22 protein-coding genes are annotated in these 21,049 nt (G+C 60.9%); 1 reads left to right on the top strand and 21 read right to left on the bottom strand.

Annotated elements, in window-relative coordinates; translation table 11 throughout:
• Positions 1-11 precede the first annotated feature (11 nt).
• The 9 genes from RIN56_10400 to RIN56_10360 all read right to left on the bottom strand — a co-directional run bounded on the left by RIN56_10400 (position 12) and on the right by RIN56_10360 (position 8,624).
• Positions 12-410: a biotin/lipoyl-containing protein gene (locus RIN56_10400; protein ID MDR7867220.1), complete on the bottom strand. Its 399-nt coding sequence runs from the start codon at positions 408-410 to the stop codon at positions 12-14.
• Between the two features lie 28 nt (positions 411-438).
• Entirely contained in the window at positions 439-792 is a 354-nt protein-coding gene (locus RIN56_10395) for an OadG family protein (GenBank protein MDR7867219.1), read from the bottom strand.
• 54 nt (positions 793-846) lie between these two features.
• Positions 847-2,376 carry a carboxyl transferase domain-containing protein gene (locus RIN56_10390; GenBank protein ID MDR7867218.1) on the bottom strand — a complete coding sequence of 510 codons (1,530 nt, stop codon included), beginning with the start codon at positions 2,374-2,376 and terminating at the stop codon, positions 847-849.
• A gap of 48 nt (positions 2,377-2,424) precedes the next feature.
• A complete protein-coding gene (mce, locus tag RIN56_10385) occupies positions 2,425-2,832 on the bottom strand; it encodes a methylmalonyl-CoA epimerase (GenBank protein ID MDR7867217.1) in 408 nt (135 codons plus the stop codon).
• 93 nt (positions 2,833-2,925) lie between these two features.
• The gene (gene meaB / locus RIN56_10380; GenBank protein MDR7867216.1) at positions 2,926-3,864 is read right to left on the bottom strand and encodes a methylmalonyl Co-A mutase-associated GTPase MeaB; all 939 of its coding nucleotides are present in this window, start codon (positions 3,862-3,864) and stop codon (positions 2,926-2,928) included.
• Positions 3,865-3,944: 80 nt separating this feature from the next.
• Complete coding sequence (locus RIN56_10375) at positions 3,945-4,337, bottom strand: cobalamin B12-binding domain-containing protein (protein MDR7867215.1); 393 nt, start codon at positions 4,335-4,337, stop codon at positions 3,945-3,947.
• A 25-nt stretch (positions 4,338-4,362) separates the two neighbouring features.
• On the bottom strand, positions 4,363-6,009 hold the full coding sequence (locus RIN56_10370; GenBank protein ID MDR7867214.1) for a methylmalonyl-CoA mutase family protein: 1,647 nt from the start codon (positions 6,007-6,009) through the stop codon (positions 4,363-4,365).
• A 25-nt stretch (positions 6,010-6,034) separates the two neighbouring features.
• Positions 6,035-7,543, bottom strand: a complete 1,509-nt coding sequence (locus tag RIN56_10365; GenBank protein ID MDR7867213.1) for an acetyl-CoA hydrolase/transferase family protein — start codon at positions 7,541-7,543, stop codon at positions 6,035-6,037.
• A gap of 451 nt (positions 7,544-7,994) precedes the next feature.
• Positions 7,995-8,624 (bottom strand): redox-sensing transcriptional repressor Rex, encoded by a 630-nt coding sequence (locus RIN56_10360; protein MDR7867212.1) that lies wholly within the window; start codon positions 8,622-8,624, stop codon positions 7,995-7,997.
• 286 nt (positions 8,625-8,910) lie between these two features.
• On the opposite strand from RIN56_10360, the gene RIN56_10355 reads away from it, so the two are divergent.
• Positions 8,911-9,753, top strand: a complete 843-nt coding sequence (locus RIN56_10355) for a methyl-accepting chemotaxis protein (protein ID MDR7867211.1) — start codon at positions 8,911-8,913, stop codon at positions 9,751-9,753.
• Positions 9,754-9,938: 185 nt separating this feature from the next.
• Here RIN56_10355 and RIN56_10350 read toward each other — a convergent pair whose 3' ends face one another.
• The 12 genes from RIN56_10350 to RIN56_10295 form a co-directional block, all read right to left on the bottom strand.
• Positions 9,939-11,666, bottom strand: coding sequence for an NADH-dependent [FeFe] hydrogenase, group A6 (locus RIN56_10350; protein MDR7867210.1), 1,728 nt, complete (start codon positions 11,664-11,666; stop codon positions 9,939-9,941).
• Between the two features lie 21 nt (positions 11,667-11,687).
• The gene (gene nuoF, locus RIN56_10345) at positions 11,688-13,478 is read right to left on the bottom strand and encodes an NADH-quinone oxidoreductase subunit NuoF (protein MDR7867209.1); all 1,791 of its coding nucleotides are present in this window, start codon (positions 13,476-13,478) and stop codon (positions 11,688-11,690) included.
• A 24-nt stretch (positions 13,479-13,502) separates the two neighbouring features.
• Positions 13,503-13,868, bottom strand: a complete 366-nt coding sequence (locus RIN56_10340) for a (2Fe-2S) ferredoxin domain-containing protein (protein ID MDR7867208.1) — start codon at positions 13,866-13,868, stop codon at positions 13,503-13,505.
• Positions 13,855-14,418, bottom strand: coding sequence for an ATP-binding protein (locus RIN56_10335; GenBank protein MDR7867207.1), 564 nt, complete (start codon positions 14,416-14,418; stop codon positions 13,855-13,857). Before RIN56_10335 ends, RIN56_10340 begins: the two co-directional genes overlap by 14 nt.
• A gap of 7 nt (positions 14,419-14,425) precedes the next feature.
• Complete coding sequence (gene nuoE / locus RIN56_10330) at positions 14,426-14,929, bottom strand: NADH-quinone oxidoreductase subunit NuoE (GenBank protein ID MDR7867206.1); 504 nt, start codon at positions 14,927-14,929, stop codon at positions 14,426-14,428.
• A 58-nt stretch (positions 14,930-14,987) separates the two neighbouring features.
• On the bottom strand, positions 14,988-15,728 hold the full coding sequence (locus RIN56_10325) for a PHP domain-containing protein (GenBank protein ID MDR7867205.1): 741 nt from the start codon (positions 15,726-15,728) through the stop codon (positions 14,988-14,990).
• Positions 15,728-16,069 (bottom strand): DRTGG domain-containing protein, encoded by a 342-nt coding sequence (locus RIN56_10320; protein ID MDR7867204.1) that lies wholly within the window; start codon positions 16,067-16,069, stop codon positions 15,728-15,730. Before RIN56_10320 ends, RIN56_10325 begins: the two co-directional genes overlap by 1 nt.
• A gap of 13 nt (positions 16,070-16,082) precedes the next feature.
• Positions 16,083-17,408 (bottom strand): [Fe-Fe] hydrogenase large subunit C-terminal domain-containing protein, encoded by a 1,326-nt coding sequence (locus tag RIN56_10315; GenBank protein ID MDR7867203.1) that lies wholly within the window; start codon positions 17,406-17,408, stop codon positions 16,083-16,085.
• Positions 17,409-17,424: 16 nt separating this feature from the next.
• Positions 17,425-17,856 carry an anti-sigma regulatory factor gene (locus RIN56_10310; GenBank protein ID MDR7867202.1) on the bottom strand — a complete coding sequence of 144 codons (432 nt, stop codon included), beginning with the start codon at positions 17,854-17,856 and terminating at the stop codon, positions 17,425-17,427.
• Positions 17,846-18,214: a DRTGG domain-containing protein gene (locus RIN56_10305; protein MDR7867201.1), complete on the bottom strand. Its 369-nt coding sequence runs from the start codon at positions 18,212-18,214 to the stop codon at positions 17,846-17,848. Before RIN56_10305 ends, RIN56_10310 begins: the two co-directional genes overlap by 11 nt.
• A 176-nt stretch (positions 18,215-18,390) precedes the next feature.
• Complete coding sequence (locus RIN56_10300; GenBank protein MDR7867200.1) at positions 18,391-19,638, bottom strand: O-antigen ligase family protein; 1,248 nt, start codon at positions 19,636-19,638, stop codon at positions 18,391-18,393.
• Positions 19,639-19,697: 59 nt separating this feature from the next.
• Positions 19,698-20,981: a folylpolyglutamate synthase/dihydrofolate synthase family protein gene (locus RIN56_10295; GenBank protein ID MDR7867199.1), complete on the bottom strand. Its 1,284-nt coding sequence runs from the start codon at positions 20,979-20,981 to the stop codon at positions 19,698-19,700.
• Positions 20,982-21,049 lie beyond the last annotated feature (68 nt).

Below are 21,049 nucleotides of genomic sequence, written 5' to 3'. Positions count from 1 at the left end.
TAAGTAACGCTTCAGCCGAGAACGACCATCACATCGCCGGTAGCGACGCTCTGGCCGGCGGAAACGCGCACATCGGCGACTTTGCCGTCGGCGGGAGCCATGATTTCGTTCTGCATTTTCATAGCTTCGAGAATGAGCAGGACATCGCCGCTCTTGACGGCATCGCCGGCTTTGACGTTAACGGACATGATCTTGCCGGGCATGGGGGCGTTGACGGTCCTGGCACCGGCGGCAACGGGCGCGGCAGCAGGAGCAGGCGCGGCTTTGGGAGCGGGCGCAGCGGCGGGAGCGGCTACGGGCGCCGCCTTGGGAGCGGCAGCGGGCGCAGCGCTGGGAGCGGCCGAGCCGCCGACCTTCTCAACGTCGACTTCGTAAGTTTGACCATTTACAGTAATAAGGAATTTTTCCATATTTGCATCCTCCTTAATCTACCCTAACTTAATACATCTTGCTGCGGTTTTGCACCGTTTCGAGTCTGGCAGCCTGGGCCCAGCCCTTGCCGCCCACCGGACGGACGGCCAGTATGCGCGCCGCGCCGAAGCCGGTCGCGGCGACAGCGGCGGCAAGCACGGCGATAAGCTGGTTCTGGTCAGGCTCCGCAGGGGCGGCGGCAACTGCCGCAACCGGAGCTACGGCGGGAGCCGGCTCGGATTTAACTACACTTTTTTTTTGCGTCGGGTCGATTTTCTGTATCAGACGGATGATCAGGCTCAGTCCATACAATACGGCGAACACGACCGCCATGTTGATGAACATGATCAGCAACGGATTGGTTGTTACCGGTTGTCCCATATAATTCACCTCGTTTCTTTTTGCTCGGTCTATTGCGTAAGAAGCTTCAGCGATCTACAGCGGAATGTTGCCGTGTTTCTTGGCGGGACGGGCTTCGCGCTTAGAGGCGAGCATGTTGAGGGCGGTGATGACGCGCGGACGGGTTTCCGCCGGCTCGATGACGATGTCGACGAAGCCGCGTTCCGCCGCTTTATACGGGGTGGCGAAATCTTCGACATACTGGTCGGTCTTGGCTTTGGCGTCGGGGTCGCCCTTGAAGATGATGTTGGCCGCCCCGGCCGGGCCCATGACGGCGATTTCCGCGCTCGGCCAGGCGAGCACCTGATCGGCGCCGAGGTCCTGGGAGCACATCGCCAGATAGGATCCGCCGTACGCCTTGCGGGTGATAACGGTTACCTTGGGCACGGTGGCTTCGGAGTATGCATACAGCATCTTGGCGCCGTGGCGGATGATGCCGCCGTATTCCTGGCCGGTGCCGGGCAGGAAGCCGGGCACGTCGACGAGGTTGACGAGCGCGATGTTGAACGCGTCGCAGAAGCGGATGAAGCGGGCGGATTTGTCGGACGCGTTGACGTCCAGGCAGCCGGCCATAACCGACGGCTGGTTGGCGATGATGCCTACCGTCTGGCCGTCGAAACGGGCAAAGCAGGTGATGATGTTCTGGGCGTAGTGCTCATGCACTTCGTAGAACTCGCCGTTGTCGACGATCATTTTGATAACATCCTTCATGTTGTAAGGCATGTTGGGGTTATCGGGCAGCAGGGTGTTGAGACCGGCGTCCATGCGGTTGGGGTCGTCGCCCGTTTCCATGACAGGGGCGTCCTCGAGGTTGTTGGACGGCAGGAAGCCGAGCAGGTAGCGGATCTGCTGCATGCAATTCTCGTCGTTCTCGGCCGCGAAGTGGGCCACGCCGGATACGGTGTTGTGGGTCATGGCGCCGCCGAGAGCTTCGGCGGTGACTTCTTCCGCGGTGACCGATTTGATGACCTGCGGGCCGGTGATGAACATCTGGCTGGTGTTTTTCACCATGAAGATGAAGTCGGTCAGAGCCGGGGAATACACGGCGCCGCCGGCGCACGGCCCCATGATGACCGAGATCTGGGGGATGACGCCTGAGGCGAGGGTGTTACGGTAGAATATCTTGCCGTAGCCGGCCAGCGCGTCGACCGCTTCCTGGATGCGGGCGCCGCCGGAATCGTTAAGGCCAACGAGGGGCGCGCCCATCTTGACGGCCAGATCCTGCACCTTGCAGATCTTGGCGGCGTGCATTTCGCCGAGCGAGCCGCCGACGACGGTGAAGTCCTGGGCGAACACATACACAAGGCGGCCTTCCACCGTGCCATAGCCGGTCACGACGCCTTCGCCCGGAGCCTCTTCCTTCTCCATGCCGAAGTTGGTGCAGCGGTGATGGACGAACTGGTCAAGTTCCACGAAGGTACCGGGGTCAAGAAGCTTCTCGATGCGCTCGCGGGCGGTCATCTTGCCGCTGGCATGCTGTTTTTCGATCCTCTTGGCGCCGCCGCCCTGTTTGACTTTTTCCTGGCGGGCCTTGAGATCCTGAATCTTTTCTTGAATTGTAGCCATGATACACCTCCAGACAAAATCGTTGCTATTGGGAAAGACTCTTTCCCGCTACTTCCGTTCGGAAATTTCGAGCAGAATACCGCCGGTAGCCTTCGGGTGAATGAAGGCGATGCTGGCGCCGCCGGCGCCGTAACGCGGCTGCTCGTCGATGAGGCGCACGCCTTTGGCCTTGAGATCAGCCAGGGCGTTTTCGATGTTGTCAACCCTGAGAGCAACGTGCTGGATGCCTTCGCCGTTCTTCTCGATGAACTTGGCGATCGGGCCGTCCGGAGAAGTGGACTCCAAGAGTTCCACCTCGCTGTCGCCGCAGGGGATAAAGCAAACTTTAACCTTCTGCTGCTCGACTACTTCTTCGCCGAGCGCGGTCATGCCAAGGGTTTCGGTATAGAACTTCTTGGCCTGTTCGAGATTGTTCACCGCGATCCCGATATGGTCGACTTTGAGTACCTTGAACATACGGTTACCTCCTTGTGTTATGATTTGATATTATTACCTGATAACAATTTTATTCGTCCTGTTCCGTTCTGGCAAACTCATCCAAGGCCGCTGTCACCGCAAAAATTCGCTTATTAGCCGGGAAACGACACTATACGGGTCACTATTCCTAGTTTCGATTTCAGCGACAAATTGGTCGAGCTGGCCGGACGCCGTGATTTTTCCGAGGATGCGGCGATGGATGTTCTCTTCCAGCAGGGCGATAAACTCGTTTCTGGTCCGCTGCTTGCGCCGCTTGGCCAATTCGCCGGACCCGGTCACATACCGGATATGTTCTTCAAGGGTAGCGATAAGTTCGTCTATGCCAACCCCCTGGCTGGCGATCGTCTGTTTGATGGGCGGCCGCCACTCGGCTTTCACCTGATCGAGGTCGAGCATCATTTCGAGCTCGGCCTTGAGGCGTTCGGCCCCATCGCGGTCAGCCTTGTTGATGGCGAAAACGTCGCCGATCTCCAGGATGCCAGCTTTGATTGCCTGAATGTCGTCCCCCTGGCCGGGGACAAGCACGACAACGGTCGTGTCGGCGGCCTTGACGATGTCGACCTCCGACTGGCCCACACCGACCGTCTCGATAAAGATGACGTCCTTGCCGGCGGCGTCCATGATCTTGACCGCATCGGCCGTCTTGCGCGACAGACCGCCAAGGCTGCCCCGCGTCCCCATGCTGCGGATGAACACGCCCTCGTCGAGGGTGAGCTCGTTCATCCTGATGCGGTCGCCGAGGATGGCCCCCCCCGAGAAGGGGCTGGTGGGGTCAACGGCGACAATTCCGACCGTCTTGCCCTGCCGGCGGCACGCTTTGGCCAGTTTATCAGTCAGGGTGCTCTTGCCCGCGCCGGGAGGACCGGTGATACCGATCACGTAGGCTCTGCCGGTGTGCGGGTACAGCTTCTGCATTATCGCTGTCGCGTCTTCATATTCGTTTTCGACCGCGGTGATGGCCCGCGAAAGGGCCAGCCGCGAGCCGGCCAAAAGTTCTGCCACAATATCCACGACTGTTGCACCACCTCAAGCCTGCGCCAAACCGGCCGGGCGGGAGGCCTCCTCCCGCCTGACCGGCGCTGATACAGACTCTATTTCACGTTGGTCTTGATAAACTCGATGATGCTGCCGGTCGGGGTACCGGGAGTAAAGACCGCGGACACGCCGGCTTCTTTCAGGCCGGGGATATCGGCGTCGGGGATTACGCCGCCGCCGATGATAAGAACATCATTCATCCCCTTGTCGCGAATCATCTTGACGACCTTCGGGAACAGGGTATTGTGAGCGCCCGACAGAAGGCTCATGGCTATGACGTTTACGTCTTCCTGCAGAGCGGCTTCGGTGATTTGCTCGGGAGTCTGGCGGAGACCGGTGTAAATTACCTCGAAGCCTGCGTCGCGAAGAGCGCGGGCTACGACTTTGGCGCCACGGTCATGACCGTCGAGACCGGGCTTTGCTACCAATACGCGAATACGTTTTTCCATCGTTCGTCCCTCCTATCTCTTCTCTTTACAGGCTGACATGCGCTTCGTATTCGCCGAACACTTTGCGCATCACGCCGCAGATTTCGCCGAGGCTGGCGTAAACCTTGACCGCATCGACGATAACCGGCATGAGGTTTTTGCTCTCGTCCTTGCAGGCTTCCTCGAGGGCGGCCAGCTTGGCCTTGACGGCGGCGTTGTCGCGCTCGGCCTTGACCTTGGCCAATTTGTTCTTCTGGAACTCGCCGACGGCGGCATCTACGCGCAGCAGTCCCTCGGGAGTTTTCTCCTTGATCTGGAACTGGTTGACGCCGACGATGATGCGCTGCTTGGACTCGACGTCCATCTGCCAGCGGTAGGCGCTCTCCTGGATCTCCTTCTGGATGTAGCCCTTCTCGATTGCCTCGACAGCGCCGCCGAGGTCGTCGATTTTCTTGATGTAGTCCCAGCACTCTTTCTCGATCTTGTCGGTGAGGGCTTCCACGTAGTAGGAGCCGCCCAGCGGGTCGACCACGTCGGCCAGGCCGCTTTCGTAAGCCACGATCTGCTGGGTGCGGAGGGCGATGCGGACCGAATCTTCGGTCGGCAGGGCCAGCGCCTCATCCTTGGAGTTGGTGTGCAGCGACTGGGTGCCGCCCATGACGGCCGCCGCGGTCTGCAGAGCAACGCGCACGATGTTGTTGTCAGGCTGCTGGGCGGTAAGCATCGAGCCGGCGGTCTGGGTGTGCACGCGCAGCATCCAGCTCTTGGGGCTCTGGGCGCCGAAGCGCTCCTTCATAACCTTGGCCCACACGCGGCGGGAAGCGCGGAACTTGGCGACTTCCTCAAGGACGTTGTTGTGAGCGTTCCAGAAGAAGGACAGGCGGCCGGCGAAATCGTCGACATTGAGGCCGGCCTTGATGGCGGCGTCGACGTAAGCTATGCCGTCGGCGATCGTGAAGGCGATCTCCTGCGAAGCAGTGGACCCGGCCTCACGGATGTGGTAGCCGGAAATCGAGATCGTGTTCCACTGGGGAACATGCTTGGAGCAGTATTCGAAGATATTGGTAATCAGCCGCATCGAGGGCTTGGGCGGGAAAATATAGGTGCCGCGGGCGGCGTACTCTTTGAGAATGTCGTTCTGGATGGTGCCGTTGAGCTTGTCGGCGGGCACGCCCTGTTTCTCGGCGACGGCGATGTACATGGCCAGCAGGACGGCGGCCGGCGCGTTGATCGTCATCGAGGTCGATACCTTGCCGAGGTCGATCTGGTCGAACAGGATCTCCATGTCCTTGAGAGTGTCGATGGCCACGCCCACTTTGCCGATTTCACCCTCGGCGATGGCGTCGTCGGAGTCGTAACCGATCTGGGTCGGCAGGTCGAAGGCGCAGGACAGGCCGGTGCCGCCCGACTCGAGCAGGTAGCGGTAGCGTTTGTTCGATTCTTCGGCGGTCGAGAAGCCGGCGTACATACGCATGGTCCAGAACCGGCCGCGGTACATGGTCGGCTGCACGCCGCGGGTGAAGGGATATTCGCCCGGGAAGCCAAGGTCGCGCTCATAATCGAACCCCTCGATGTCAAGCGGGGTATAAAGACGGTTATGGGCGAGATTCTGGCGTTCAGGGTTTTTGGCCGCCGCTTTTTCTACCTTGGCGGTATAATCGGCCATTTTGGCTTTCAGTGATTCATTTGCCATTCTTTTGTCCTCCTTTACTTGATTGCTATTTCACTTTCATAGTCCCGGTGCTCATGAACCGGGTATGCCAGGAAAGGGCTTCGTCGAGAAGGTGCGGGGTGTGGGCCATCCCGGTCGTTTTCTCGGCTCTTTCCAGGTAGTCGAGTAGTAGCGGTTGGTAATCGGGGTGGGCGCACTTGTCGATGATGACCCGGGCCCGCTCTTTCGGGCTCAGGCCGCGCACGTCGGCCACGCCCCGCTCGCTGATGATGACGTCGATATCGTGTTCGGTATGGTCGAAGTGCGAGCACATCGGCACGATCGAGGAAATATCGCCGTTCTTGGCCACCGAGTTTGTGAAGAAGATTGTCAGGTAGCCGTTGCGGGCGAAGTCGCCGCTGCCGCCGATACCGTTCATCATCTTGGTGCCCATGATGTGGGTGGAATTAACATGACCGAAAATGTCGACCTCGATGGCGGTGTTCATCGCAATGATCCCCAGACGGCGGGCCGTTTCCGGACCATTGGCGATTTCCTGCGGCCGGAGGAGGATCTTCTTGCGGTATTCCTTGAGATTGGCGTACAGGCGCTTGAGGCCGTCCGGCGACGGGGTCAGTGCGGTGCCGGAGGCGAAGTCCAGCTTGCCGGCGTCCATCAGATCAAACATGCCGTCCTGGATAACTTCGGTATAAACGGTCAGGTTCCTGTATGGGGATTCGACCATGCCGGCCATTACGGCGTTGGCTACCGAGCCCACGCCCGACTGCAGGGGCAGCAGGTTCTTCGGCAGGCGGCCGTGCTTGATCTCGTTGTTGAAAAACTCGGTCACATGGGCGCTCATCGCCTTGGCGTCGTCGTCGATCGCCGCCAGCGGGCGGGTGACGTCAGGCAGATCGCAGGCCACTATATAGGTTATCTTGCCCGGCCCGGCCTCAATATATGGCGTGCCGATGCGGTCGTCCACTTTGACGATCGGGATGGGGCCGCGGTTGGGGGGATCCTTGGGGACATATACGTCATGCATGCCTTCCAGCTCAAGCGGCTGGGAGGTATTGACCTCGACGATGACGATATCGGCGCTCTGCACGAACGACGCCGAGTTGCCCAGCGAGGTCGTCGGCACGATATGGCCTTCTTCGGTGATGGCGCAAGCTTCGATAATGGCGACGTCAACCTTGCCGCCAAGGAAACCGTAACGGGACATCTGGGCCACATGGGAAAGATGCATATCGATATACTGCACCTGACCGTTGTTGATCTGCTTGCGCAGGGCGTCGTTGGTCTGGTACGGCAGGCGCTTGGCGATGCCGTTCGCATTCGCCAGGGCGCCGTCGAGTTCGCCGCCCACTGAGGCGCCTGTCCACAGATTGATCTTGAAAGGGTCCTTCTTCATCCGCTCGGCCAGCGCCAGCGGCACCGCCTTGGGATATCCGGCCGGCGTGAAACCGCTGGTGCCTATATTCATACCCGGCTTGATGATGGCGGCCGCTTCCTCGGCGGAGACGATCTTGGCGTGCAATTCCTTGCAGCGCACCCTGTCCCTAATGTCGATCATTTTCTGACTCCTCCCCTAATCTTTTATATTATTATTTATAGAATACCCTTGCATTACACCAGGCCCCACGATATGCCGCACGAAAAAAGCACCCGGCCCGTTTCGCTAGCGCGAAACAAACCCTGGTGCAAGTCCACTACATTATCTATTATCGGCAAAATAATAGACCGTAAACCTGGACAGGTTAAAACCGCGCATTTCTAGTTTGGCCGCATCGCCTCCCTGTCCATGCACTGTATAAAATTCACTTCGGAGGCCGGGTAAACCGGCGCAAAATATGTATCCGAGTCATATAATATTGCTTATGTTGGTATATATTCTCTTTGATTGCCCGAATCCCTTTTTATTTATTTAATATTCTTTGAACAAATTTTTCCCGCCCCCCGCCTCTCCGGCGCAAAGCGAAAAGACAACCTGGCTCAGGCCGAGCCCGGTTGTCTCCGATCATCCTTCACTGACGCGACAGGTAATACGATATGCTAGACAGGCCCACCGACAGATCCTCGCTGACCAGGCGGACGTTCTCGGCCACGTTGAGTTTGATGGGCGCGAAATTCCATATCCCCCGCACCCCGGCGGCCACAAGCTTGTCGGCCACCGCCTGGGCGCTCTCTGCCGGCACCGTGATGACGCCGATGTGAATATTGCGCTCGCGGGCCACCTCTTCCAGCCGGTCGAGGCTGAAAATCTCCACCCCGCCGATCAGTTGGCCGATTTTCGCCGGATCCACGTCGAACACCGCCGCCAGATTGAACCCCAGCGAGGCGAAATTGCGATAATTGGCCAGAGCCCACCCCAGATGGCCGACGCCGACGATGGCGATATTCCAGTTGCGGTGGAGACCCAGAATCTCGCCGATATTTCTGATAAGTTCGCGGACGAAGTAACCCACGCCCTTTTTCCCGAACTCGCCGAACGATGCCAGATCCTTGCGTATCTGCTCGGGCGTCACGCCGATGCGGCGACCGAGTTCCTCCGAGGAGATGATCTCCGTTCCCTCCTGCTGAATAAGGCGCAGGGTCCGGAAATATAGTGGCAAACGGTCGATTGTCGCCTTAGAAATCACGATATGCTCCTTCAAGCCTTAGCCCTCCCCACCAGTTCTCCCGGCTCGTCTAATCAATTCCTTCTTAAACAGGTGAACTCCTGCTAGCAGACCTGTCCGACGGCCTCACTTTTGATAATATTTCACAATGTTGCTATACTGTATGCGTTATGATTCACATATTATAACGGAAATTACAGCATTTGTCTACCCAGTGTCCCAAGTCGCCGCCGCCTTCATCCGGAAGGAACGTGTCATTTTCTGTCGAAGATAACAAAAGTACTCAAATCGGATCTTAATGCGGAAAGGCAGGGACAGACTGATGGCTAACGGGCAGGAAATCCTGCAGCATTACGTTCACGCTATGGCCACACTCAACGATAGACAAATGACCGATGTCGGCGTATGCATCTGCGACCTGGACAAAGTATTGTTCTATCGGCCGGCTCGCACCCTCGACCTGAAAGTGGCCCCCGGCGATGCGATCAAACCCGGCAGCGCTCTCTACCGCGCCATCCATGAACAGCGCCGCGTAGTGGTCGTCCAGAGCGACGCCTCCCTTTACGGCGTGCCCTATGTCGGGGTCGGCAGCCCCATCCTCGACGAAAAGAACGCCGTGATCGGCGCCATCACCATCTCCGAATCCACTGGCCGCTACGACGTGCTGAAACAGGCTTCGACCCAGGTGGGGCAAAACATCGAAGCCATCGCCAGCACGGCCGAGGAAATCTCCGCCCAGACCGAGGAAATGGCCGCCGCCAGCCGGACGCTGACGCAAACGCTCACCAACTCCCAGAACCGGGTGAAGGACACCGACCAGGTGCTCGGCCTCATCAAGGCTGTTGCCGGCCAGACAAATCTGCTGGGGCTGAACGCCGCCATCGAAGCCGCCCGGGTCGGCGACCAGGGCCGCGGCTTTGGGGTGGTGGCCGAAGAAATCCGCAAGCTGGCCACCTCGACGGCCGAGTCGGTGAAAAGTATCGAAGAGATGATCAGGGCCATCCAGGAAGACAGCGTCAACTCCCGCCAACAGATGGGGCAGATCGACGCTATGATCTCCCAGATAGCCAGCGCCGTCATCCAGGTCGCCGAAGCCGCCCAGCACCTCAGCGGCATGGCCGGCAACCTGGGCGACCTGGCCGACGGCCTTATAGAAACGAAGTAGCCTGCAATTCTTGCATCAGGCTCTGGCCGTTCAGAAAGTCCCAGATGCAAGGCGCACCGGAAGAGCGCGCCGCGACGCGTACACGGGACGTACGCTAGCAAGCGCTCTGAGGAGCAACGCCGCAGATGGGGCTTTATCAACGGCCAGAAAAAAAACCGGGAGCGAAAGCTCCCGGTTTTTCTTGCTTATCCCTCGCGATGCTGCGCGTGGTAGTGGGTGTGGAGCAGCTTGTGCGACTTCTCGCCCAGCGGTTTGCCGAGCCAGCTGTCGTACAGCTCCTTCACCGCCGGATTCTCGTGCGATTTCCGCAGCGACATGCAGGAGTCGCAGTTGTAAATGGCATCGACGCGCGCCTGGCGGGTCTCCTGGCACACCGGCACGGGCTGTCCGCCGCCGCCGATGCAGCCGCCGGGGCAAGCCATCACTTCGATAAAGTGGTAGTCGGCTTCGCCGGCGCGGATCTTGTCGAGGATGGTGCGGGCGTTCTGCAGCGTATGGGCAACTGCCACCTTCACGTTCAGGTCGCCCACCGGCACGACCGCTTCCTTGATGCCGGTCAAGCCGCGGACTGCCTTGAAGTCGACGCAGCCAAGCTCCTTGCCGGTAACCACTTCGGCCACCGTGCGGAGCGCCGCCTCCATAACGCCGCCGGTGGCGCCGAAGATAACGGCCGCGCCGGTCGAGATGCCGAGCGGAGCGTCGAATTCCTCTTCCGGCAGCTTGTCGAAGCTGAGGCCGGCCTCGCGGATCATGCGGCCGAGTTCGCGGGTGGTCAGAACGTAGTCGACATCCTGGTAGCCGCTGGACTTCATCTCGGGCCGGACCGCTTCCGCCTTCTTGGCTGTGCAGGGCATGATCGAGACGCTGACGATATCCTTGGGATCGATCCCCTGTTTTTCGGGGTAGTACGTCTTGGCCAGCGCGCCGAACATCTGCTGCGGCGATTTGGCGGTGGAGAGATGGTCCAAGAGGTCTGGGTACATCAGCTCGATGAAATTGATCCAGCCGGGGGAGCAGGAGGTGATCATCGGCAGCTTGCCGCCCGTGGTCAGGCGCTGGATGAACTCGTTGCCCTCCTCCAGGATGGTGAGGTCGGCGGTGAAATCGGTATCGAACACCCTGTCGAAGCCTAGGCGGCGCAGGGCCGCGACCATCTTGCCGGTCACGACGCTGCCGGGGCCCATGCCGAGGGCCTCGCCGAGGGCGACGCGCACCGCCGGGGCGGTTTGCACGACAACATGCTTCTTGGGATCGCTGAGCGCGGCCCAGACCAGATCGGTATCGTCCTTCTCGACGATCGCCGCCGTCGGGCAGACGGTGGCGCACTGGCCGCAGTAGGTGCAGGGCGCCTCGTCGAGGCCCGTCATGAAGGCGGGCGCGACGGTGGTGTTAAAGCCGCGGTTGACAAAGCTATATACGTGGACGCCCTGCCGCTCGCTGCACGCGCGGATGCAGCGGCCGCAGAGGATGCACTTGTTCTGGTCGCGTACGAGCGAGGGGTTGTTGGCGTCGAGGGGCAGATCTTTGCGCTCGCCCTGGAAGCGGATCTCGCGGATGCCGAGGTCGGCGGCGATCGACTGCAACTCGCAGTTGAGGTTGCGCTGGCAGGAGAAGCAATCGGGCGGGTGGTTGGCCAGCAGCAGTTCAACAACCATCTGGCGGGCTTCCCGGACCGCGGCGGTGTTGGTGCGGACGACCATACCCTCGTTCACCGGGTAAACGCAGGAGGCAACCAGGCTGCGGGCGCCCTCAACCTCCACCATGCACACGCGGCAGGCCCCTTCCGGCCTGAGCTCGGGGTGGTAACACAGCGTCGGCACCTTGATGCCAACCGACAAAGCGGCTTCGAGGACAGTGGCCGTTTTCGGCACCTGCACCTTCTGGCCGTCAATAGTTATATTGACCATATCCATGGTATCACACTCCTTCTCCCTTTAGCCCTTGATGATGGCCTTGAACGGACACTTGGTCAGGCAGGCGCCGCACTTGATGCAGATCGCCTCGTCGATCGTATGCTGGGACTTGATCTCGCCGCTGATGGCCGCCACCGGGCAGGTCTTGGTGCACAGGCCGCAGCCCTTGCAGGCCTCGGTGATCCTGTAGCCGGCCAGCTTGGTGCACGCCCCGGCCGGGCAGCGCTTCTCTTTAATGTGGGCCTCATATTCGTGCCGGAAATAGCGCAGTGTGCTGAGCACCGGATTGGGGGCCGTCTGACCGAGGCCGCACAGCGCCGAGGTCTTGATATTCTTGGCCATGCTCTCGAGCAGGGCGATATCGCTTTCCTTGCCTTCACCTTCGGTGATGCGGGTAAGAATCTCCAGCATCCGCTTCGTGCCCTCGCGGCAGGGGGTGCATTTGCCGCAGGACTCCGACTGGGTGAAGGTGAGGAAGAACTTGGCCAGGTCGACCATACAGGTCGTCTCGTCCATGACCACCAGGCCGCCGGAGCCCATCATCGCGCCGGCCTGGATGAGGGAATCGTAGTCGACAGGCAGGTCAAGCAACTGTTCGGGGAGACAGCCGCCCGAGGGGCCGCCGATCTGGACGGCTTTATACTTCTTGCCGCCGGGGATGCCTCCGCCGATATCGAAGATGATCTCGCGCATCGTGATGCCCATCGGCACCTCGGCGAGGCCGGTGTGGTTGATACGGCCGGTAAGGGCGAAGACCTTCGTGCCTTTGCTCTTCTCGGTGCCGATGCTGGCGTACCAGTCGGCGCCCTTGGTGATAATCTGCGGCACGTTGGCGAACGTCTCGACATTGTTGATATTGGTCGGCTTGCCCCACAGACCGGAAATGGCCGGGAAGGGCGGACGGGGCCGCGGCATGCCGCGCTTGCCTTCGATCGAGGCCAACAGGGCGGTCTCTTCGCCGCACACGAACGCGCCGGCGCCTTCTTTGATCTTCAGGCGGAAATTGAAGCCCGAGCCGAAGATGTTGTCGCCCAGCAGCCCGAGGTCTTCGGCCTGCTTGATGGCGATTCTCAGGCGTTTGATCGCCAGCGGGTACTCGGCCCGCACATACAGGTAGCCTTCGTCGGCGCCGATGGCGTAACCGCACACGGCCATGCCCTCGATGACGCGGTGGGGGTCGCCTTCCAGGACGCTGCGGTCCATGAACGCGCCCGGATCGCCCTCGTCGGCGTTACAGACGACATATTTCTTATCGCCGGCGGCCTTGCGGGTGAAGTCCCACTTCATACCGGTCGGGAAGCCGCCGCCCCCACGGCCGCGCAGGCCCGACTTCTTCATCTCGTCGACAACCTGCTCGGGAGTCATCGTGGTCAGCGCTTTGCCCAGGGCCTCGTAACCGCCGACGGCGATATACTCTTCGATTATCTCGGGATTGATGTGGCCGCAGTTGGCAAGCACCATCCGCATCTGTTTTTTGTAGAAGCTCAGCTCGCTGTAATTGGGGATGCTCTCGTGGGTGACCGGCTCCTTATACAGCAGGCGCTGTACGATCCGGCCCTTGTAAAGGTGGCTTTCCACCAGCTCGGGCACGTCCTCGGCCTGAACGCGGACATAGAAAGTGCCTTCAGGATATACGATAACCAGCGGGCCCATCTCGCAGAAACCGTGGCAGCCGGTCTCCACGACCATGATCTCCTTGTCGAGGCCCTTCTTGACCAGTTCCTCGCGCAGCGCCGCTTCGACCTTCGACGCTCCCGAGGCGGTACAGCCGGTGCCGGCGCAAATGAGTACGTGAGCTCTCACGTGTTGCATTTTCTTACCTCCCGTTTCCCGTGTCTATTGAGAAATCTTGCCGACGACCAGCTCTTCCACGATCCGGCCGTTGACCACATGCTCACCGACTATCTTGGCGACGGCGGCCGGCGTAACCTTACCGTAGGTTATGCGCGGTTCGTCGGGACGGACGACATCGACCAGGACTTCCTTCTCGCACATACCGATGCAGCCGGTCTGGCGGACGGTCACGTCCTGCAGCTTGCGCTTGGCGATCTCGTCGAGGATGGCGGACATTACTTCCCGCGCCCCGGCGGCGATACCGCACGTGCCCATGCCGACTATGATCTGTATACCGCCTGCGTGGCGCAGCTTGGTCTGCGACTGGAACTGTTCGCGCATGCGCTTTAAGTCCTCAACTGTTTTCATGCTGTACACCTCCGTACAAATTGGCCTCATTGGCCGCTATATACTCGTCGAGCCATACAATTACATCCGGGTGCGACAGGGGCATATCGCCCAATATCTCGGTCAGCTCGCCGGTAGCGAGGGAGAAAACGGCGTTATCCACCAGATGCCGGTAGGTCAGCTCGGTATCCGGATTAGCGATTACCAGCGTTTTCACCGTCGCGGCGAGGTTGCCGAGCGGCGGGCGGTCCAGATGGCTGTGGCGGTAAACCGCCTCCACCGTGGTGCCTTGGCCCACCTCGGAATCGATCTTCAGATACCCACCGCACTGCCTGGTGGACATATCGATCAGCGGTAAACCCAGCCCCACCCTGCGCGTCGTGCGGGTCGTGACAAAGGGGTCGAGAACGCGGCGCCGGGTGTCGGCGTCCATGCCCCGTCCGTTGTCGGACACGCGGATGGTCAGGGTATCCGCACTACTGTCCTCGATAATCTCCAGCAAAACCCGGTTTGCCCCAGCTTCCAGGGAATTCTGGACAAGATCCAAAATATGGAGCGCCAGTTCCCGCATACGGAGCTTAGGAGTAACGGCCGAGAATTTCCGGCACGATCTCCGGCGTCAGCCGCCCGTGGGTATCGTCGTTGACCATCATGACCGGCGACAGGCCGCAGGCGCCGATACAGGCCACCGTCTCCAGGGTGAACTTCAGGTCGGGTGTCGTCTTGCCGGCGGTGACTTTCAGAGTGTCTTCCAGCGCCTTTAAAATGGCCTTGGCGCCACGGACGTGGCAGGCCGTCCCCTGGCATACGCGGATGATATTCTTACCGCGCGGATTGAGGTGGAACTGGGCGTAGAAGGTGGCCACGCCATAAATCTGGCTGGTCGGGATACTCATCTTCTCCCCGATCCTCACGATGACGTCTTTGGGCAGGTAGCCGTAAGCGTCCTGGGCCTCCTGCAGGACGGGGATAAGCGCCCCTTTCGCGCCCTGGTACTTGGCCAGAATCTCGTCCAGCTTCGCCATGTTGCTGGCGCCGCCCTTGCCGCCGCAGCAGCACTTCTGTTCATGATTGCTGTTCATATTTCTCCTCCTTTTATGAAAACTTTCACTTAGTAAGGTAATTTTTTTCCTCCGGCGATCACAACACCACCCCTCGCGAATTCTCGTTGTATAGTGCCTGGCGGATTTCCGCCAGAGTGGGCTCTTCAAGGTTAAAGGCCATTTTCGGGCCGGACAGGAAATCTTCGATGGTATGGGCGTCGGAGGCCGTGACAACCGGCAAGCCGCCGATGGCCGGGAAGCGCTGTGCAGCTTCGGCGCGAGGTGTGCGTCGCGACACCTCCACCGCCGTAAGCGCCAGCCCTGGGGGGATGAAGCCCAACTGGGACAGGACGCTGTAGGCCGGCCGGTCCACATGGCTGGCGATCGCCAGCCCGCCGAGGGCGGTGACCTGCTCGCAGGCCTCGGCCAGGCTCAGGGTGAGCGATGCCAGCAGCATCTCCTCCTTGACCGCCACCAGGTTATCCTCCGCGTCGACCACGAACTGGGCGCCGAACTTGTCGGTATCGTTCATGCGCCCCGAACGGTGCGCGGCGACGACCTTCTCCCAGGCGAACAGCTGCCGCGGTTTCTCGAACAAGGCAATGAAATGAACTTCCTCTTTCGTCTCCACCTCCATGCCCGGCAGCACGGTCACGTCGGTGCCCTTGGCGGCCGCCAGCGCGGCAGTGACATTGTCGCCGGCGTTATGGTCGGTGATGGCTACGATGTCGATGCCGTTCTGCGCCGCGTGCCACACTATGTTGCGCGGCGTCATCTCGACCGCTGCGCAGGGCGACAGGAGCGTGTGAACATGCAGATCGGCCACGAAACGGCGCATCACTGCCCCTTGACGCCGCTACGGTATAGTTGTCCGACCAGCTCGAAACTGGTCAGAGAGGTCGTCAGCAGTACAATCCCTTCCGCCTCGGCCTTGGCCACCGTCTCCGGCTCCGGGACGGCCCCGCCGGCGACGACCACCGCCGCCAGACCGGCCAGGGAAGCAACCGCCACAACGTTCTGGTGCCCCTGCATCGTGACCCACACGCTGCCCGGGGCAGCGAAACCCATCACATTGCTCAGCAGATCGGAAACATAGCCGCCCGTCACCTCGGCCGCTAACTTGTCCTGGCCGGCAACGACGGTGAGCGGCAGGGAACCGACGAGATCGTTGACCGTCACTAGGCAATCCCTCCTAATTCTCTTCCCGTTCCTCCAACGAAGGCGGCAGCTTGGCCGCCAGCCCCACCATCTCCTGGGCGAGGTCGCGGACCCGTTCGCGCAGCTTGAAGATGCAGTCGGTCTCGACAGCTTCCCCCTGCACGATATCCTCGGCCAGCGCCTTGCAGTTCGGCGAGCCGCACGAACCGCAGTCCAGTCCCGGAAGCTTGTTGAGCGTCTTTTCCATCTGCTCCACCTTATACATCGCCTTGAAGATATCCTCGTCAAGGCGCATGATCGGCCGCGGCTCGATCGTGCGGTCGTACTCGGTCAGCGAGGAATCGGGGTGATATTTGGCCGGCGCGGCGCCGTGCGCCTCGTCCTCGGCGCGCATCTTCGCCAGCCGCTGATGCATGCGGTGCTCGGCCACGAAGCGGTTTTCCACCGTCAGCGGGCCGCCGATGCAGCCGCCGGAGCAAGCCAGCGCCTCGATGAAATCGACTTTTATCTTGCCGAGAGCCACCTGTTCCAGCACCTCGCTGACATTGTGGATCTCGTCGATAACCATACTGTTCCCCGCCGCCGCGGCCGACGTCTCGCCGCCGCTTAAAGCCCAGCCGACGCCGCGGGCCGTGGCTCGCTGGCAGTTGGCGTCGCGGGGAACGACCGCCACCGCCTTCAAGAGCTCGCCGTAAATCTGCGATATGCCGATGGCGCCGGTAACGCTTGACTTCTCCGCCCCCAGCGGCTGCTTGAACGCCGTCATCTTCGCCGGGCAGGGGGTGATGAACCACACGCCGATATCCTCCGGCGCGATGCCCAGTTCCCGGCAGCGGGTGCTGCGAACCAGGCGGGCGGCCACCTCCACCGGCGCTTCCAGGGGGATGAGATTATCGATCAGCTCGGGAAACTTTACCTGAACCAGCCGCACCACCGCCGGACAGGCGGAGGAAATCGCCGGCTTCTTCGCGTCCCGGCGCTTCAGATATTCCACGGTCGCGTCGGAAACGATCTCGGCGCCGAGCGCCACCTCGAACACCTCGTCGAAGCCGAGGTGCATCAAGGCGCACAACACCACATTCGCCGGCACGTCGGCGGAAAACTGGGAATACAGCGCAGGCGCGGGCAGCGCCACGTTGTACTTGTAATCCTTCAGGTCGTCGAGGCTGTCGGTCACGGCCGTCTTGGCCCGGTTGGCGCACCGGCGGATGCACTCGCCACAGTCGATGCAGCGAGCCTCGGTTATCTTCGCCTTGCCGCCGCGTATGCGGATCGCCTCGGTGGGACAGCGCTTGATACAGTTGACGCAACCTTTACACCGCTCAGGCGTGAGCCTGACCGAGTGGAAATACTCCGACATCCGTTACACCACACAATCAGCTATGGCGGATCAGGATAGAAATCTTCGTTCCTTCCCCCGCCACCGAATTGATGGAAAACTCGTCCGAACAGCGCACCATGTTGGGGAGGCCCATACCGGCGCCAAAGCCCATCTCGCGGATATGGTCGGGGGCGGTGGAGTACCCCTCCTGCATCGCCAGATCGATATCGGCGATGCCCGGTCCCTCGTCTGCAATCACCAGCTCGGTGCGGTCGGGATAAATCGACGCCTTGAGGACGCCGCTGTACGCATGGATAATGACATTCATCTCTGCTTCATAGGAACTGATGGCGATGCGCCTGATAACATCCGAGCGCACGCCGATCTGCTGCAGAATCCGCTTAATTTTGCTCGACGCCTCGCCGGCGGTGTCGAAATCGCCGCCCTTCAGGGCGTAATCGAGCACGATACCCTGTTCAGGATTCACAAGCCGTCACCAGCTCCGAGCAGCCTTTGATGCCATAGTTGTAGAGCATCCCGCACGACTCGAACATCGGCAGGCTGGTCACCATCACCGGGATGCCTTTGCTTTCGGCCATCTGGATTACATCCTGTCCCGGCCGCTTCCCGCGCACCAGCACGATCCCTACCAGGTCGCCCATCTCGGCGGTGCGGATGATCTGAATATTCGTCAGTCCCGTCAGCAGCAGCGTCTTCTCCTTGCTATGCACCAGCACGTCGCTCATCAGGTCGGCGCCGCATGCCGACTTCACCTCGCCGTCGAGGCACTCTGCGCCGCAAATTACCTCTGCTTGCAGTATCTTCTGGACATCGGCCAGTTTCACGACAAACCCCCTTCTCGGGCTGAATTGTTCCAAATTTCACATTCTTTGCGACAAAAAATTAAGGCCGCATAGGCCTTCATAACCGATTCCCCATATCCATATTTCACATTTCTATATATTCCCCGCGTCCGCCTTTACTCCTGCCGAAGCGGGAGATTTTTTTATCAATAAGCCCGTTATTTCGTGTTATTTTTTGTCGGATAGCCATTGAGATGGACAACCACCGTCAAGGCGTTCAGCAGCCAGAAAAGCATCGCTATCTGGGGGTTGAAAAGTATGTAGTCGGTAAGGCCGCCCACCGCCAGCCCGATCACAGCCGCCAGCACCCCCAGCATCAGCCCGCTCACCCAGCGGTTGGCGGCGTTCTCGGCCATCGCCAGCGCCAGCCGCGCGTGGCCGATCATCAGCGCCAGGAAAACCAGCAGTCCGGGGACGCCGATCTCGGCGGCGAGGTGGAGATACATGTTGTGGGCGTGGTAGATGATCGTGTCCGGGTCGTTGATAAAAAAGTCGTAGGCGGGATAAACAAGCGAGTATGCGCCCCAGCCGATGCCGAACAGCGGTCGGTCGGCAATCATGGCGAGGGTGCTCTCCCACAGGGCGATCCTCAGCATCGCCGAAGTGTCCGTGGGGTTGACGATCGACATCAGCCGCTCCATCAGCACGTCATGCCCGGCCACAACCACCACCGGCACGAACAGCAGCAGCCAGAAGGTCTTGCGGCTATAAAGCACCCCGTAGGCGGCCACTACCGCCAGCACACTCAGCCACGCCCCCCGCGAGTAAGTAAACACCAGGCAGACGAGCAGCGCGACGATAAGCGCCAGATAAGCCATTTTGCAGCGCCGGTCCTCGGCGTTCAGGCCCAGTCCGGCGGCCAGCGCCGCGATGATCACCAGGAACCCGGCCAGCAGGTTGGGATTCTGCAGGGTGGAAAAAACCCTCATCTTGAGCAGGGGGAACTGTTCGCCGTCCACCCACTCGAACGCCGAGATATCCACCCCCTGGACATACTGGTACAGGCCGTAGACGACGACAAGGCCGGCGGACGCCAAAATCGCCTGCACCAGGCGTTTAAGCTGATCGAGGCTGTGGAAATTGTTCACGACCAGATAATAAAGGAGAATATAGCGACCCATGAGGTGATAGTAATTGTAAAAGCTCAGCCAGCGGTCGGGGGCGGCCAGAATCGAGGCCGCCGACAGGGCCACGAGCAGGGCGATGGCGCCGTCGAACGGCGTCGGTTTGAAATCGAGATGCCTGTCGGCGGCCATCCTCGCCACCCACAGCAGGACGCCGAGGGCGAGAAACACACTGACGGCGTTGAGAGAGAGCGGCAAAAAAAAGGCGACCGCGACGATGCAGTGCTCGGTCAGGTAATTCAGTTGGTAGTGCGTCGCGGCGCAGGAATAACTGATTCGCATCGTTTCACCTGATGGCACAAAGTAACTTCAATTATTATAGACCACCTAGCGCGGTTTGTCTATAAAATGACGTAAGCCCGCGCCGGGCCGACGAGGTAAAGCGACCCGGCAACGCACACCAGGCCGTCCGGCCCGGCCATTTCCCGCGCCAGGTCGACCCCTTCGGCCACCGTTGCCACCGCCGCGGACCGCTCTGCCACCAGGCCGCGCAGCACCGCGGCCGGCTCGGCCGCCCGGTCGGACTGGGGCTTGACGGCCACGACGCTGTCGGCGGCGCGGACAAGGGCCGCGGTAACGCCGGCGATATCCTTGTCGGCGAGGATGCCGAGCACGAAAACCACCGGCCGGCCGGGGAAAACCTCGTCCAGCGCAGCCCTGAGAACAGCGGCGCCCGCCGGGTTATGAGCGCCGTCGATTACCGTCGGCGGTCTGCCGGGCACCACCTCGAAGCGGCCCGGCCAGTTGACGGCGGCCAGGCCGTCTCTGACAGCGGCGGGAGAAATGCGATTCTCCCCCTCGGCCAGGACCAGCGCCGCCATGATCGCCACAGCCGCGTTCTCGGCCTGATGGCGGCCGAGCAGGGAGACTGCGAAGCGACCCAGGTCGCCGTGGCGGCGGCTGACAAACGCCACCTGCTGCCGCCAGCCATCCATCCCGGCCGCTTCGGCGTAGAAATCGCGGCCCAGCACCGCCAGCGGCGCCCCCTTGGCATCGGCCTCGCGCCTGATGACGTCGAGCGCCTCGCCGCGGGCGGCGGTCACCGCCGGCACACCCGGCTTGATTATGCCCGCTTTGTGGGCGGCAATCTCAGCAACCGTATCGCCGCAGCGGTCGGTGTGCTCCAGGGCGACATTGGTGATAACCGACACGGCCGGCGTTATCACGTTGGTCGAATCGAGCAGGCCGCCCAGGCCGACCTCGATTACCGCGTATTCCACGCCCGCGGCCGCGAAATAATGGAAAGCGGCCGCGGTCAGCACCTCGAACTCGGTCGGGTGCTCCCAGCCCTCCGCCACCATGGCGTCCACGAAGCCGCGGGTATGGCCGAGCGCCGCCGCCAGCTCCTCGCGGCCTATCGGCTCGCCGCCCACAACGAACCGTTCGGTGTAGTCGCTCAGATGGGGCGACGTGTATAGGCCGGCGCGGATGCCCGCGGCGCGGAGGATGGCGGCCAGCATCGCCGCCGTCGAGCCCTTGCCGTTTGTGCCGGTCACATGGACGGTCCTGTAGCACCGCTCGGGATTGCCCATCAGCGCTAGCAGCTTCTCGATCCTCCCCAGGCCGAAATTCATCCCGAACTTGCCCAGTGTGGCGAGATACGCCAGCGCCTGTTCGTAGGTCATACGGTCACATCCTCCAGGTATTGTAGCCAGTTAGGAAATAATAATGTATATTGGGGGCTACGGCCTTT

This window comes from Sporomusaceae bacterium (assembly GCA_031460455.1).
In the GTDB taxonomy this organism is placed as follows: Bacteria; Bacillota; Negativicutes; order Sporomusales; family UBA7701; genus Anaeroselena.
Note: the sequence above shows the minus strand (reverse complement) of the source record. Positions and strands in the feature narration are given on the sequence as shown.